Below are 14,701 nucleotides of genomic sequence, written 5' to 3' on the forward strand. Positions count from 1 at the left end.
GTCCACCGTGTGGGCATTGCCCTGCTTGTCTCCTGAGGGCGAAAGGATTTCAAGAAGCAGGGGAAGAGGACCCCCTCTTATAACTAAGAATTGAGCTCTTCTAAAAGAAGTATTCAATTTTCTGTGCCCCAATCTACAGCTCGGGGTACAATAGAAAGAGTATACTGTTTCAATTGTAGTGATACGTTCTGAGGGAGTAAAAGTAAGCTCCTTGGGGTTTTTGCGTTTTTGATAAATCGAAAGGATTTTTTGCAACAGGTGAGGGTTTATTTTCTTTTTTTGCTGAGTATCGGGGTTTTCTCTGGTTGTTATATGTTGCCGATGAATGGCAGTTACACTGGGCCTGTTCCAAGGCCACCAGAACTTGATGAGTACTATTCAAAAGAGGGATCGTATCACTCCTTCAACGAGAAGATAGTAAAAGAGCGGAATGGGTATAGCCAGAAGAATATTGTAATTCAATCTGATGCGGGAGAGATTACAATTGATTACTTTTTTCAAGATGAGCCAAATGATGACTTGGTATTCGTATTTCCAGTCTTGGGAGGACGCCCCATGCTCTCGAAGTATTTTGCAAAATACTTTGCTCGTGAGGGATTAGATGCTGCAGTAGTTGCTCGTGTGAATGATTTCAAGGAGAAAGAGAACTTTCTTCAGATTGAAGAGGTGCTCAGGAAGGGGGTCGTTCGAGATCGGATTGCGATTGACTTTTTTGAAAAGGAATACGGAAAAAAGGACTTTGGGACGTTTGGAATGAGTCGCGGAGGCATTAATGTTGCAATTAGTGCAGGAGTCGACGAGCGGTTTCGTTACAACATTATCGCAATGGGGGGCTCGGGCCTCGTTGATATATTTGAGTCTTCTCGAGAGCACCGTATTCGTAGATTCATTAAGGAGGTGCGAGAGGAACAGGGAATTTCAAGGGAGGAGTTTTTTGATTACTTGCGACAAAATGTAATAACGGATCCTACAGCAGTTGCAAAACATATGGATGCGCGAGATACGCTACTCATGATCTCTACATGTGATAAAACGGTGCCATATCGCAACGGGCTTCAATTACGCGATGAGATCGGTAATCCCGAAACGATTGTTCTTGCAGCAGGTCATAAAACGAGCGTACTTTTCACTCAGTTTCTTCCGGTGCTTCCTCCTTGGTCTGAGGTCTGTATCTTTCCCTTTGACTACATAGAGACGGAGGCAACTCATTTTTTTAATGAGAAGTTCGAAAGAGATACATTCATTACGAGAGTTAAACTTCTTCCTTTTCGACTTCTGAGGCTGATCCCCAGTGTTGCAGTTCAGATATTTGATCTCCTTGTTGGCGTAGATGAGCCCTAGTCTTGCTCGAAAGTTGAGAGAAGTTGGACCTTTATATTTCGAAGAAATTATAGTCTCTCAAAAATAGGCCATAGATTGCCATCAAGAGGAGTACCTTCTGCCATGGGGTCCCACTGGCGCGCATCAGTAATCTGAAAAGTCTTCGATCAAGGTTGTGCAATTTGTGATACACTCTTCCTTGTTTTAGGAATTATTGGTGTTATGAAGAAGTTACACCGCCTTTTCAATCTCAAATGCCAGATCATTGCCAAAATGAAGCCCATGGCTATACAAACCTCGTGGGAAAGGGTCAACGTTGCGAGGTTGGAGGGTAGTAATACCCCTGTTCAGAAAAATTTAGTCGTTAAGGGCGGTAAGTATTTAGCCTATGAAAAGCACTATGAAAAAGGCAGAAATACTAGATAGGAAGCATCAGATCTCCGCGAAGGTAGCGAGTGAAACCCGAAAACACACCGTTCGTCCATCCAAAACCGGTCTGAGTAGGGTAGCGATCATCGGCTCCTCGAGCCCCTGAGACCACATCATACTTCTCGTAGACAAGCGCATCTTGCTCGTAGACCGAGGCCACGAGATCCACCCACTTACTTGCAATCCTGTTGGCCTCAGTCTGATACCCATATCGCTCAAGACCACCCACCACTATCCAGTGCAGAGGAGCCCAACCATTCGGCCATGCCCATTGCCGCGGCACTTCTCCTTCAGGAGTATGCCATTCCTCGGTTGTTACAAGACCAAAGTCCTTCTCAAAATTGGACAATGCCTCAGTAACCATTCGCTCTGCCTGCTCAGGAGTGGCAAGCCCTGCCCACATCGGAAAGAATCCAGCTAATGACTGAAAACTACTTCTCTGCTCTTTCTTATAATCAAAGTCAAAGAAGAAGCCGTTAGAGTCATCCCAGCATAGTTCTCTAACTGTTTCAGCACGCTTACTCGCGAGTTCCTCCCAATGAGCTGTTTCTGCCGCCTTTCCTAAAAGAGATGAAAAACGGGCGATATCCTTCTCGTACTTGTATAGTAGGGAATTCAGATCGATAGGAATGAAATCAAGACAACGATCAAAAAATCGAGGTGTCATATCCCATCCCGACTCGGCCTCAGCCCCATGGGACCAAAGATCCATATCAGAATAGCGAGAGAGACCTCGATAAACCTCGCGCTCATCCGGGTGAACCGTTCCACGCCATACACCCCAATATTCTTTGACGAGTGCCTCCACTGCACGTGTTAACCATTCTTGATTCGCTTCAGATGCATCAGCGCGATGCTCCATCACATCCAGCGACATGGATACGAGTGATGAGAGAAATGGTGGCTGAGACCGCCCAAGATGATAGAAGCGACTTGAATTTGGAATTTTTCCAAAACGATCGATGAGGGCAAAGAAGTTTTCTGTTGTATCAATAATGAGTTGTTCTCGAGAGGACCCCACTAATCCCACACAGGTAAAAAAGCTATCCCAGTAATACATTTCCTGAAACATATCTTTATTCGGAACCAGAAAGGGATGCGGCAGTCCTATACGAAGGCCAACATCAGACGGCTGATGAATCGTAATCTGGTCCCAATAACTTTCAATGAAGTCCTCAACGGCTTTTTCCGACCGATTTTGAAAATAAGAATCGATATTTTCTTTTGATTTTCCAGGCTCTGAGTACATTTTTATCCTTTTCATCACACCTTCAATCTCTGCGAGTGGTCGCAAAGACACCACTAGAGGGGCATTTCCAGTGATTTAAAAAGCATATGTCACCTTTTTAGAGTAAGGAAATTCTTCACAAGCTATACAAAATTCTGGCGCTTTATTCGTTCAAATAGATAAGTCGGGTCTCAGAGGAGTTCATATTTGCCGCTACGATACTTGAGAGCGCCACGATACAGGGAAATTATTGAGAATTGCTATTGACCTGCGCATGCTCAAGTCCTACTCACCTTCCTCAGGCATGGAAGATCACTTCGATTTGAATAGACGACGACCATCGAAAGAATATTCAACATCTCCGAATCTTTGAACAAGAAGGACATCATCGATATATTCGGGAAAACGCGCTCTCATATCAGAAATCGTCGAGTGAACCGAGGGCGCATCCTCTGCCTCTATTCCCAATTCAAAATCCCATGAACCGATACAGTTGCATAATTCGACTATATTGGGCTGTGCCGCAGCATATTTATGTAGTTTCTCCGTAAATATCTGACTCGGATACCTGCAGCGAATTTGCAGGAAATAGGCCAAGAACGGCATCTCAGTAATTCTCATTCTAATAACCGGCGCCCCGATAACTCCAGACTGGATCAATTTATTCCGCCGATAGGTGATAGATGAGACAGGACGACCCAGTCTGCGAGCAAGCTCCCGAGCCGACAAAAGAGGCTGATTAGCAAGTTCTCCAACGATTTCGATGTCCCTCTCATCAAGCTTGACAGGAGTACATGGATATCCCGTTCGGAAAATCGCCCCTTGACGGCTCGACGAATGAAGGTAATTTTTCCCGTAGAACTCCCACCCGATTCCCTCCGCACAGATATATTGAGTAATGACCGCTCCTACCTGCCTCTTTAGACTGTCGAAAACATCTCCTGCTTCTTGGGTATCCCGTAACCACAACGAAAGGTAGTGAGAGTATTGCCCAGTCACTCGTGTAAGCCATGTTACACCGGGAAGGTTGGCAAGAGTCTGCTCTATTTTCGCTATTGGCATCCTGGCGCTTGGTGCAATCTGAATAAGATATTTTATGTGTCGCAGTCCCAGCTTAGCTTCATCTATCAATAAAGAAGTCTGCATGATGGACCGTCTGGACATTGATTCTATAGCATATCGCACCACACTCTGGGTTAGTTTACAGCTCTTGGCAAGGTCAGCTACCGAGGCAGAAGCATCCCGTTGCAATGCTAGGTAAACTGTACGTTCCTTGTCAGATAGCTTCATGTAGGACCCTTAGCATCATCAGGGAGTTACTGTCCGTGAAAGTTTATACCCCTTGAACCTCTCTGAACAAGAGTCAATCCAGCAGCTTAGATAGCAATAGATATATTGGACGTGCGATCGCAAGGCAGATAGTTAGGAAAACTCATCATATTTCAAGAAGCATAGAGGAATAATTATAGTGGGGTGTTGCAGTTCAGATCTTTGATCTCCTTGTTGGCGTAGATGAGCCCTAGTCTTGCTCGAAAGTTGAGAGAAGTTGGATATGATCTGAAATAGCCTTTTTGAGATCAAAGAAAAAGTAGGGAGCCTCGGCTGCTCGAAGCGACTTTCCAGGCGAATTACTCACCCAAAATGCCAGTCGTTGGGGCTCATAAATTACATTCTGGAAGTTAGATTTCATGGCAATTTCAGGAATAATTTCCTCCATAAAGAGTTCACGAGTAAGATTTCCTGAGTGTCGGGTAAGCACTTCACTCATCAGCTCATCGAAGTGCCCTCCATATACAAGATTTCGAACGCCAGGGAATTGTTTCTTGTCGTCATAAACCTCTTCTCCAGGACGAAAGACTCTGAACGTATCTCTATCTCTATAATAGAGCTCTGCTTCAAGCGACTTTCCATCACTCATAAGATAGGAGAAGGCATTGGTGCCTGGGGCCGAGGTGATTAGAGAGCGGACATCTTTCAGATTGTGTGCATAGGTGAGGATATCCCGAAGAAGAAAAATCATGGGTTTTCCCCGGAGCGTTTCATTCGGGGGCGATCCATAGCCCATCTCTCCGAGTGTGATGCCAGAAGCGTTCATCCCGGAAACAGCACCAAGAAATCCTACCCAACCAATGTTGGCAGACGGCTCCCCCTCTTCGGGAAAGTGAATAGTGATGAGGGGATAGTCGTGTAATCTCGAGATTCGATGAAGGCCCCAATCGAGTATTCGAATAACATACATCTCATGATTTCTGGTCGCATCAGGAAGGGCTCCCACGTTACTGCATGAGGTGCCGAGCTCTCCCTTCATCATCTGTTTTACGATCCCTTTAATGCGCCGTTTGCCACCCCACTCGGTTAAGGAGGGAAGAGCGTGAATGGCGTGGATAACATGAAGAGGCATGCGGGAGCCATGCGCGAGTCCTTGCATTTCATCGATATATTCCTGCGGGATAAATGGCCGGAGCCGTTCATAGACCTCGGCAAAGAGCTCTTCTGAGTGGAAAGTCTTTAGCGAATTTGTATAGAGCGCCCCAAGGTTTTCTTGGACCTCTTCTCGGAGCAATTTCCCCTGTTGATAGCCCCGTTCGTAGGGAGTGCCTGCTACGTACAGTACTCGAATGTTACTTCCGTCAATCCATTCGAGACGTGCTTTTTGCATAACCTGCTGTTCTTGTTCGAAGGACGTGATCCGATCGCTTCGAATGAGAAAGTGCATGGGATCAATCCGAGACAGACCGCAACCGGCGAAGAGCGTAAGAAAAAAAATGGCACTTAAGGAATAAGGCAAGGAAAGGAGTATGGAGTGATAGAATTTCATGTGAATAAAACGATAAAAACCGAAAAATAAATGCTCCTTATACCATTATAACGTTAGCTTGATTGATGAGCCAGTAAGAGTAAGGAGGTTCCCACGAGATGATCTTAAGATTTTGAGATTTCTTGAGGAAAGTAGGTCTGCTCGGAGCGGCTCTTAAGACCAGAGTTGATTCGTTCTCAAGGATACGAGCGGAACCGGATTACTTTCGGGCTAACGAATCTTAGAATCATGTAACAGCCCGCGTTCTTTTAGGGCTCTCTCTAGGAAGAGGCCTTTAGCGGAGACATACTCGGCTGAAACATTTGCTAAAATCCGAACATTCTCTGGAAGTGGATTTGTCAGAAATGCATCGGCTGTATTACGAAGCTCAGAATCGATGACGAGGGACCTTCCCGTTGTTGCTCCCTCAAGTCTTTGAATTGCTTCATTTGTCTTTAATTGGAGCGCCCAGCCCTGCATCTCTTGTGTAAATGCCTCGCCGATATCAGCACGATCTTTTTGCAAAAGCCCCTCAATATTGGCTTTTAAATAGTGATCAAGTTTATTTTTATCCCGTTGAATGTTTGTTTCCGAAAAAACGGCATCTATCGAAGCACTGTAGATTTTTCTTATATTTTCTGGCACCGGACGTTCTAGCCGTTCTTCAAGAATTGAAAGTTGTTCTTCAACCGTACGACGAAGGGAGCTCTCCCGCTCCATCGGTGTTCCAAGCTTGCGATATCGGTTAAAAGCTTCTTGTGTACTCCGTAATTCTTTGACAGATTCTCGCTCGGATTGAAGATTTGATTGCAATACTGCTAGACGCTTGCGTAATTCTTCGATATTTTGCTGCGGATTTTGCCCACGTCGTGGGTCTTGTTCATCGGCTTTTTGGGGGTGTCTTGATTCGTGCACCGAAGAAGAAGCTAATGCTTCGGCTGAGTTCCGTTCAATATGCGGGAGGGTTAGTGCTCCAAGTGCTGCAAGACTAGCAACTTTCCCTAACTTTCCTGTCAGCATTTTCGTATGCACCCTGACGAATAGAGACTTAGGACGCATAGATCCTAAGTGTGAACACACCTGATAGTCCGCGAATTGGCTATGCATCTTCGAAGACATCTCTTGCCGCAACAGTAAGGTTCTCGAATTTGCTAATCAAGTCAAAAATAATTTTTTTTGTTTGATTAACGCTTCAGTATCAAGTAACCCTTTTCGAGTCGATGGTTGTATTGGATGTACATAGGCTGAGTGAAGAGCATCGTAACGCCTTCATATTGTGCCGACAGAATGAGGCAACTCTTCTCACCTCCTCAGTTTTTTACCCTTTTTGTCTCTTAAGATGCCTGAACTCGACGACCTTTGGATGTGTATAAACGGAAATTGTGATGTCTGCTACCACCTTGTTTGCCTCACTACTTGATAAGAGGCTAGTTTTAACCCGTCAAAGAAATAAGATTCAGCAAGAGCGTATTGAAGGGGGGATTCCCCTTGATGTTTCAATAGCTTGCATATTTTTCTTCTTGTTAGGACCTGGAACTCTCGCTTTATGCTGGGCCCAAAATCCGAATGCACCAACAGCGCTTGCTTGTGGTGCCCCCGCAGTAACAGATAGTTATCTGGAAACAAAGACAGCGAGTGGAGATGAGTCAGTTGGTGGCCCGCTGAGCTGTGATCGGGCTCGTGAAATAGCCGACGCAGTCAATCAGCAGAATGGATGCTGCTACCATGAGTTTGCTCTTGAGCTGATGAAACGAGCAGAGCAAAGAGCCCGTAGAGCCTGTTCCGAGAAAGCAGGAAATAACTTCGCATGTGATATTTATGAAACTGATAGCACGGTCTGTACGGAAGGATGCGGCATTCTGACAACACCCTCGAATGATCCAAATGGGTGCGTAACTGATGACTCTGCTACGACATGTGTAGGGACTGCTCAAGCAAAAGAAATTGATAATGGACAATGTGTAATCCTGTGCAAAGCAACGGCAGAGGCTACAGCAGTGGGAGATTATGATGTCAGTTGCAGTGCATGCACGGCAGAAGTGAACTGTGGTGGTGCTGCAGAGGCTGAAATAGAAAAAAGAAAACGGATTTCGCAGCTTGAAGCGGAGAAGGAGGCGCTGGAGGCGAGGCTCGCAGCACTCAATCCCCAAGATCCGAACTATGCTCAAATTGCAGCCAATCTCATGATGAATATTGTTTCAATTGTTGCAGAGCTTAATACCCTCTACGACTTTTTTGAAAATATCCAAAAGCTTTTCAGCATTGGAAGAGTTCCAGGGAACTGTGAGTGACAGCTCGATGGAGTTTTCGTGCGGACGAACTCGTATTACTTTTTGTTTGAGAGAAAAAAATAGGAAGACGCAATGAAGAATCGCGGATTAATGATACTTCTTATAGTTTTATTTTTTAATGTGTGCTTTTTATCGAGGGGAGCTGCGGATGCACCTAATCCCATTCAGATAAAATGCGGCGGTATTTTTAAGCCGAAAGTTGCCAATGTCCCTGGAGATTCTGATAACTCAGTTCTTAGAAGATTAAAATTCGGGAAGCAGTTGCAACAGATTTCAACTGATCCAGCGATATATAACCAGACATTGGCATATACAGAGTTCTGTAAGCCTGATGATGTAAGCCTCCTTGCAGAATGTAGAGTAAGAAGTCAGCAAGATGCGATAAGTGATGCGATTGAAAACTGCCAAAAGGCTGCACAGTCTAGAGGTGAAGATGACAATATCTATCGATGTAAGCGAGAAGAGTGCAGTCCTCCGCTCAAAGAAAGTAGCTGCGTTAAACATTCAGCAAAGAATAAGTGTGAAGTGCTAGTGCCCCAGTTACAATGTCAATGTTCTTTAAAGAAGTACTTTGAACAACCATATGCCTCAACATCTACTGTTGCATGTGGCTGTACTTGTGATTGCACTGCTAGCGGTCAGGCTGAAATGCAGTGCACAAATTGTGATGGAACCTGTGTTCAGATAGGAGGAGCATCATTCTGTGGCGAAGTTTCTGAGTAGTTCTCCTAAGTAGAAATATATTAGCGATGCGTAGCAAGGGCCGAATGTTCAAGCGAATTCTCCCCCTGTCAAAAGCGTCGAGTTCAGTTTTTAGAGTGGTAATTTAATGAGGGGGGAAAGAAGCCTTGTCGCCAATGCCTATTCGCCCCAGAGAGCCTCTGTGATCATCCCCCAAATCTCTTATCCACCGTCATTCTTTTGGTTGAGCATGTCGCTCGTCAGAACTGATGAGGGCTAGCAATAAAACTAGAAAGAGAGAGGAAAGCCAGAGTTCTTTTGAGTGTCTTTATTGGTCAGCGAGCAAGAGCTTGACGGCCTGTATGTGTGAACACTCTCCTGGCTGCTGATATTCCCCCTCTCCTAAAAAGAGGTCGCAATCGCACGAGAGGTGTTTGTCTGAATACGATACGAGATGCTCTCTTGTGAATCCCTGAATGCGCACGGTGCTTTGATCCAAGATGCGGAATTGTTCTTCCAAAATGTAGGGAATTGCATTTTTTAGAAGCTTATTAATCTGAATAAATTGATTTTTTTCAAAGTATTCTCGAAGAAGTGCCTTTGCTTGTTGAATACTCTCCATAGACAGTTGGTGTATCTGATTACTCGTCTGTAAAAGAAGAGATATTAGCTCAGGCAGTTGCTCCCTGTTTGTATCAGTAACTTCTATCAAAATAATATTTAAATTGTTTTTCAAGGGGAGGGACCAGGGCTCTGGATCAGATACAATACTTGCAACAAGAAGATAGTCAGGATGATTGATTAACTCTTGGACTCTTTTCATGAAGGGTTTTGAGAAAGACTGCATTCGTCCAATTTCGTCAATGATAGCAACGCCCTTTTCTTGCTCCGGATGAAGTGCATTGAGGACAAAGGTATCAATGACATTTACATCTACTGAAAAAATATCTACCTGAACGTCTGATTGGATATCAACGGAGTGAGCAAAGAGAGCTGATGTCTTAGGAGGCTGAACCATCTCTGCTCGAAACCCAACCCTTTGCTCGTTTTTATCTCTGAGCTCATGGGCAATGATTCCAAACGCATTGTCAGACAGGGTGCGTATGACCTTTGAGAGCACGGTGCTCTTCCCGATTCCAGGCCGTCCTGTAATGAGAATTTTCATATCAGAACTGTAGAGCAAACCCCTTCGCTAAGAAATTACCTCCGATCTGTTTGTCTCATTACGTCCATGCCTATCATGGCAAAAGTGGTAAGGAGGTCGATTTCGTTAATGATTATAGTGAGTTGCTTCTTATCATCCGACTCGTGAAAGAGCACTGGAAATCTTAATATTCATATTTTAGAATTTCGTTTGATTATGGGGATATGGAGGGATAGTAAGCACGATAAAGTTTTATCCGAGCTTTGTCTGGCGGCACTCCATTGGTTGTCATTAGAGAGAGTGGTGTGTGTTAGGGCCAGATGACGGGGGTAGAATTCCGCGTATCCCAGTGGGCGACCAGGGTTTAGATCTGAACCGTTTCAGTCTGAATATCGATACGTCTCATTATCCTGCCAAGACGACACCTTCGTATTCAAATTTAAATCACCATACATCAGCAGGGAAGCGGAGTGGAGTTTTAGAAGTTTCTGGACTCAAGTTTCCCGTCGAGATTACGCGCGATACCGATAATCATCCACTCATAAAAGCAGATAGTATTCGCGATTTAGTTTTGGGGCAGGGGTATGTCCATGCGCAAGACCGCTTCTATCAAATGGACTTCACGAGGCGTAAACTCAAAGGAGAACTTGCAGCAATTCTTGGTCAGAGCGCTGTTTGCTCTGACGTTTATTACCGTGAATTTCGATTTCAACGTGTTGTTGAAAGACTCTTCGAAAGCCTTCCAGAATCACAACAACAGATTCTTAAAAGTTACGCTGATGGAGTAAATCATGCACTCAGCGGAAATAGGAGTAGTGATGCTGAAAAGAGAGCGTATCCTGTTTCTTCAGCATGGCAACCTACCGATTCTCTACTCGTAATGATTAGTATGTTTCAAGATCTTCAACCTGATAGTTTTCAGGTAAAACGGTCGCAGGCACTTATGAAAGAGTGTTTGTCGGAAGAGCTTTTTGCTTTTCTAACTCCTGCTCGAACTCGCTTTGATATTTTACCTGATGGTGAGCCTGCTCCGTATGAGCCGATGCAGATTCCCTCTAAGGATACGTTGCCTCAGCACCTTTTGCACAATGCAGTGCAAGCGAAAGACTTTGTAACAGTTGAGACCCCTCAGTCCACAATTGATGGATGGGCGATGCTCGTGGGCGATGGCGATAGTCGACGCACACTGCTTGCTAGTGAACAACACTCGAAGTTGCTTACTTCCGATGCCGTATTTAGAAATGAATTGCACTATCGCGGCCATCACCTATTTGGAATCAGTGTTCCTGGGAATCCGGGTCTTATCGGTGGGAGCAATCGGCATCTTTCGTGGAGTCTCACCAATTTATCGACCGATTGTTTTGATTACATACAGCTAGAGGTGCACCCCAAGATCTCGTCCTTATATAAAACGCCGGAAGGATGGGATGAGTTTGGAGAATCGATAGAAGAGATACAGGTGCTGAATCAAGAAGAGCCGATAATATTACGTCAGAAAACTACTCGCTGGGGAGTCGTTAGTAATTTTCAACACGCAGGAAATCCGCTTGTTCTGAAATGGTCTGCTCTTGAGCCCGACATGTTGAGCCTTGACTTTGTGACTCTCAATACCGCTCGCTCAGTTTCAGATGCGATTGAGATTGGGCAGCAATGGTGTGGCCCGCTTCAAAACCTTATTTTAGCAGACAAAGATGGCAATATCGCCTCTATGGTCACTGGTTCTCTTCCGATAAGAAGCGGGATTGATCCGATCTTACCGAGCTCTTGGGCTACCGAAGATAAGGGATGGCGGGGTGTTTTTGATGGCAGGGAACTTCCAGTCATTCGGAATCCAGAAAGCGGTATTGTCTTTTCTTTCTCGGCAGCAGACCTTGAGGAGAGAGGGCTCCAGTCACGAGTGCATTTATCAAAAATTATACATCAAGCTGGACGGGCTCGTGAACAGTTGCTCGGAAGACGGGAGGTTACTGAAAAAGACGTATTAGAAATTCAATGCGACAAGACTCTTGCCATTTTCGAACCGTACAGAGAGCTCTTTCTTCAATATGCAGAGCATAAAAACACCCTTCAGACTATAAAGGCCCAGGAATTAGTCCGGAATTGGAATGGAACAGCTGATGCAGGGGAACGCGGTGTTATTATACTTGAGTATTTTCGTCGAGAGTTGCACACCAAGCTATTAGCTCCGCTCGTGTCAATTTGTCGGGAGCAAGATCCGAGCTTTATTTATAATTGGCGGTCATCTGAAGAATCAGTGCTCCGTATTCTTGAAGAACAACCTGATCAATTTCTCCCTTCCGGGCATACTTCATGGGAGGCCTTTTTTCACGAAGCCGTTTCTTCCTGCTTGATCTCACTCTCAAAGGACTATCCAGAAGAAGGGCTGACTACCAAGTGGGGTGAATATGAGAATATCAGTGCGCAGAGTCAATTTACTCAGAGTGCGCTCAAGGAAGAATCTCTCTCTCAAATAAATCGGTTCCGTAATCGGCTCATGACAGAAGAGCGAGTAAGGATGGTAGTGTCTCCGGGGAATGAGGTGGAGGGTGTTCTCTATATAACGGGAGAAGACTCGTTGAGAACTCTTGTCGATAGCACTGGTATTGAGCGTGATAAGGATCTTGCGCCGAGAACAGAAGGAATACAAATCTCATCAGAACAGCATTCTCTCCGATTGATTCCGTCTTTCATTCAAGAAGAGCTTGGTCAACCGCTAGCAGAAAAGTATCCTGAAACGGAGGAGGAGATACAGAGAGAAAGGAGACTAAATGATCATATCATTAGTGGAAGGCATACGGGAATCGTTACAAGGGCAACAGCCATTACATTGAAAATGACGAGTGCTCTTGGGCTCATTGGAAAGTGTCATGATTCTGCGACGATGGATTCGCGCCACCCGTTGCCTTTGTCTGAAGCCATTCATGCTCGATATTCTATTCCAGAGACAAAAGAAATAGCTGTGGACGAAAGAGTGCGTTTGTCAGACTGTCACTATACTCGTGGAAGACTGCTGATAGAGCATCGCGTTTTACAATTTGAATACTATAGCCCATTAGAAGAGGCTCAAAAGTTTCCCTTCATATTAAAGATTCCGATGACTGAAGGCGGAAGGCGATTAAACTCATATGTTAGCAGGAATTTGGCATCACAAGGAGTGGCATCAGGCTCGATCGAGCGTCGAAATGGATTGTTCCGAGATAAGGAATCAGCTCGTCGATTAGACTACGAGCTGATGGAAGGAATTCGTGATATGAGAGGGTTTCTCGATTGGGTCTCTCATCAGCCAGAGATAGACGATACGAAGCTTGGTAGTATTGGAGTATCACTGGGGGGCATCTCTGGTTGTATTCTCACAGCAGTAGAACCTCGAATCAAAGCTTCCATTCTTGCATTAGCAGGAGCGAATTTCTCGGATATTTTAACGAACACTACGTATTCAAGAATCAAGAACTGGGGAGAGACCATCAAGAGGAATCGCAGATTTAGCCAAGAGCAGTTTGTTGAATATATTGACCACTACTTCCAATCTGACCCGCAATATTTTGCGCCAGCGATTTCGAACGATAGAGTGTTGCTCATTAAGGCAGGGAAAGACTCAATTATTCCCGAAAGGAATGCTGATTTACTGTATGAGCTTCTTGGAGAACCCGAGCGAATTACCGTGCCGTATGGGCATTATTCAATTGCCTTTCTTATGAACTGGATTCTTCAAGAATCGCGCCTGTGGCTAGACCAGAAATTCTCCCTAACAAAACGCTAATATTCACGAATTTGCCTCCAGCGGCTCTCTTGTATCAGTAGAGTGGAGATTGAGCCGTATTTCTCAAAAAAAAATGAGTTTACCCAAAAAAGAGGAAAATAAGGGTCAGAACGAGCGAATAAATATTCAGAGACGAAGATTATAGGAGAATCTGGAAAGAGCGTACAGAGTTCAGTCTGTTCTGTCCGATGAGAATGACTCGTCTGTTGGATGTAATATTGGGGGGATACTTATGGAAAAGCCAGTGCTTTTAACAGTTAGCGAGGTGTCACGTCTTCTGAGAATCCAACGAGCAAAGGTATATTTGCTTATTGAAACTGGGGCACTCGATGGGACGAAAGTCGGCGGTGATTGGAGAATCCGTACAGATTCAATCGAGAAGCTTATAGGCGAGCTTCCGCTTTCAGTCTTCAATTCAGGTGAGAAAAAGGCTGCATAGCTGCTTGTAGTAGGGAGTGATTCCAAAGAGGTTTGGTAATCACTCCCTGAGGTATAATTTGGTCAGATAATATCTGTAACTCTCGAAAGATACTGAAGCTGATGACAGAATTACATTCCAGTCCTGATCAAGATGGAAGCGATGAGGATTTGTCAAATCTTCGACCACCACAGTCGCCGTATGATTTTCGTATAACAGGACAACACCGAGAGATTTTGATCGCTATGAATACGCTTGCAGCTAAGTTTGGCGGTCAGGATATTTCGATGGATCAAATTTGTCAGCAATTTTGTAGGAGCCGCTTATTTGCTGCCGATGCGACCAAAGTGGGATTATCTGAAGAGAGTCTCGTTGATGATGTAAGGCATGCATTGGCTATCTTGCCTGACTCTCAAACGATTAGCGATTTAGTCTTTGATCTTGTTGATCAAGGTTACGTGATTGCTATAACGCATATGTATCCAAAGTCACATGGGCAGATAGACGCTCTTGACCCTGATGCTTCCCGTATGATGCAAGATATGGTGTCCAGAGAAGTCTTTCGTTTGAGCTACCTTGGGAGAGATTTTCTTCGAAAGGGACCCATGACGAGAGGACGGCATGACGAGGTAT

The 14,701-nt window shown here is 44.8% G+C and carries 13 protein-coding genes; 8 read left to right on the forward strand and 5 right to left on the reverse strand.

The window, feature by feature from the left end; all coding sequences use genetic code 11:
• The 3 genes from EBR25_09805 to EBR25_09815 form a co-directional block, all read left to right on the forward strand.
• Positions 1-83, forward strand: an 83-nt coding sequence (locus EBR25_09805; GenBank protein NBW41275.1) for a 7-cyano-7-deazaguanine synthase QueC, incomplete at its 5' end; no start/stop codon positions are given.
• A gap of 145 nt (positions 84-228) precedes the next feature.
• Positions 229-1,341, forward strand: a complete 1,113-nt coding sequence (locus EBR25_09810) for a hypothetical protein (GenBank protein ID NBW41276.1) — start codon at positions 229-231, stop codon at positions 1,339-1,341.
• A 201-nt stretch (positions 1,342-1,542) separates the two neighbouring features.
• Positions 1,543-1,746, forward strand: a complete 204-nt coding sequence (locus EBR25_09815; GenBank protein NBW41277.1) for a hypothetical protein — start codon at positions 1,543-1,545, stop codon at positions 1,744-1,746.
• Here the strand turns inward: EBR25_09815 and EBR25_09820 are convergent.
• From EBR25_09820 to EBR25_09835, 4 genes are all read right to left on the reverse strand, one after another.
• On the reverse strand, positions 1,739-3,052 hold the full coding sequence (locus EBR25_09820) for an alpha,alpha-trehalase (protein ID NBW41278.1): 1,314 nt from the start codon (positions 3,050-3,052) through the stop codon (positions 1,739-1,741). The two genes, EBR25_09815 and EBR25_09820, sit on opposite strands and share 8 nt — an antisense overlap.
• A gap of 237 nt (positions 3,053-3,289) precedes the next feature.
• The gene (locus tag EBR25_09825) at positions 3,290-4,267 is read right to left on the reverse strand and encodes an Lrp/AsnC family transcriptional regulator (GenBank protein NBW41279.1); all 978 of its coding nucleotides are present in this window, start codon (positions 4,265-4,267) and stop codon (positions 3,290-3,292) included.
• A 229-nt stretch (positions 4,268-4,496) separates the two neighbouring features.
• Positions 4,497-5,795 (reverse strand): hypothetical protein, encoded by a 1,299-nt coding sequence (locus EBR25_09830; protein ID NBW41280.1) that lies wholly within the window; start codon positions 5,793-5,795, stop codon positions 4,497-4,499.
• A 210-nt stretch (positions 5,796-6,005) separates the two neighbouring features.
• Entirely contained in the window at positions 6,006-6,881 is an 876-nt protein-coding gene (locus EBR25_09835) for a hypothetical protein (GenBank protein NBW41281.1), read from the reverse strand.
• Positions 6,882-7,159: 278 nt separating this feature from the next.
• Between EBR25_09835 and EBR25_09840 the strand changes: the two genes are divergently transcribed.
• Together EBR25_09840 and EBR25_09845 are read left to right on the forward strand one after the other, a co-directional pair.
• On the forward strand, positions 7,160-8,065 hold the full coding sequence (locus tag EBR25_09840) for a hypothetical protein (GenBank protein ID NBW41282.1): 906 nt from the start codon (positions 7,160-7,162) through the stop codon (positions 8,063-8,065).
• 72 nt (positions 8,066-8,137) lie between these two features.
• A complete protein-coding gene (locus tag EBR25_09845) occupies positions 8,138-8,788 on the forward strand; it encodes a hypothetical protein (protein NBW41283.1) in 651 nt (216 codons plus the stop codon).
• A gap of 286 nt (positions 8,789-9,074) precedes the next feature.
• On the opposite strand, the gene EBR25_09850 is transcribed toward EBR25_09845, so the two are convergent.
• The gene (locus EBR25_09850; protein NBW41284.1) at positions 9,075-9,911 is read right to left on the reverse strand and encodes a hypothetical protein; all 837 of its coding nucleotides are present in this window, start codon (positions 9,909-9,911) and stop codon (positions 9,075-9,077) included.
• Between the two features lie 286 nt (positions 9,912-10,197).
• On the opposite strand from EBR25_09850, the gene EBR25_09855 reads away from it, so the two are divergent.
• The 3 genes from EBR25_09855 to EBR25_09865 form a co-directional block, all read left to right on the forward strand.
• Positions 10,198-13,650 carry a hypothetical protein gene (locus EBR25_09855; protein NBW41285.1) on the forward strand — a complete coding sequence of 1,151 codons (3,453 nt, stop codon included), beginning with the start codon at positions 10,198-10,200 and terminating at the stop codon, positions 13,648-13,650.
• A 232-nt stretch (positions 13,651-13,882) separates the two neighbouring features.
• The gene (locus EBR25_09860) at positions 13,883-14,089 is read left to right on the forward strand and encodes a DNA-binding protein (protein ID NBW41286.1); all 207 of its coding nucleotides are present in this window, start codon (positions 13,883-13,885) and stop codon (positions 14,087-14,089) included.
• Positions 14,090-14,190: 101 nt separating this feature from the next.
• On the forward strand, positions 14,191-14,701 hold a 511-nt coding region (locus tag EBR25_09865), incomplete at its 3' end, for a hypothetical protein (GenBank protein ID NBW41287.1).

It is taken from the genome of bacterium, assembly GCA_009926305.1.
In the GTDB taxonomy this organism is placed as follows: Bacteria; Bdellovibrionota_C; UBA2361; order UBA2361; family RFPC01; genus RFPC01.

What these genes read in the sequence shown, in the direction of transcription:
- EBR25_09815 (NBW41277.1), top strand. Translation starts at nt 1,543, where the DNA reads ATGAAGAAGTTACACCGCCTTTTCAATCTCAAATGCCAGATCATTGCC.
- EBR25_09825 (NBW41279.1), bottom strand. Translation starts at nt 4,267, where the DNA reads ATGAAGCTATCTGACAAGGAACGTACAGTTTACCTAGCATTGCAACGG.
- EBR25_09835 (NBW41281.1), bottom strand. Translation starts at nt 6,881, where the DNA reads ATGCATAGCCAATTCGCGGACTATCAGGTGTGTTCACACTTAGGATCT.
- EBR25_09845 (NBW41283.1), top strand. Translation starts at nt 8,138, where the DNA reads ATGAAGAATCGCGGATTAATGATACTTCTTATAGTTTTATTTTTTAAT.
- EBR25_09840 (NBW41282.1), top strand. Translation starts at nt 7,160, where the DNA reads ATGTCTGCTACCACCTTGTTTGCCTCACTACTTGATAAGAGGCTAGTT.
- EBR25_09830 (NBW41280.1), bottom strand. Translation starts at nt 5,795, where the DNA reads ATGAAATTCTATCACTCCATACTCCTTTCCTTGCCTTATTCCTTAAGT.
- EBR25_09860 (NBW41286.1), top strand. Translation starts at nt 13,883, where the DNA reads ATGGAAAAGCCAGTGCTTTTAACAGTTAGCGAGGTGTCACGTCTTCTG.
- EBR25_09850 (NBW41284.1), bottom strand. Translation starts at nt 9,911, where the DNA reads ATGAAAATTCTCATTACAGGACGGCCTGGAATCGGGAAGAGCACCGTG.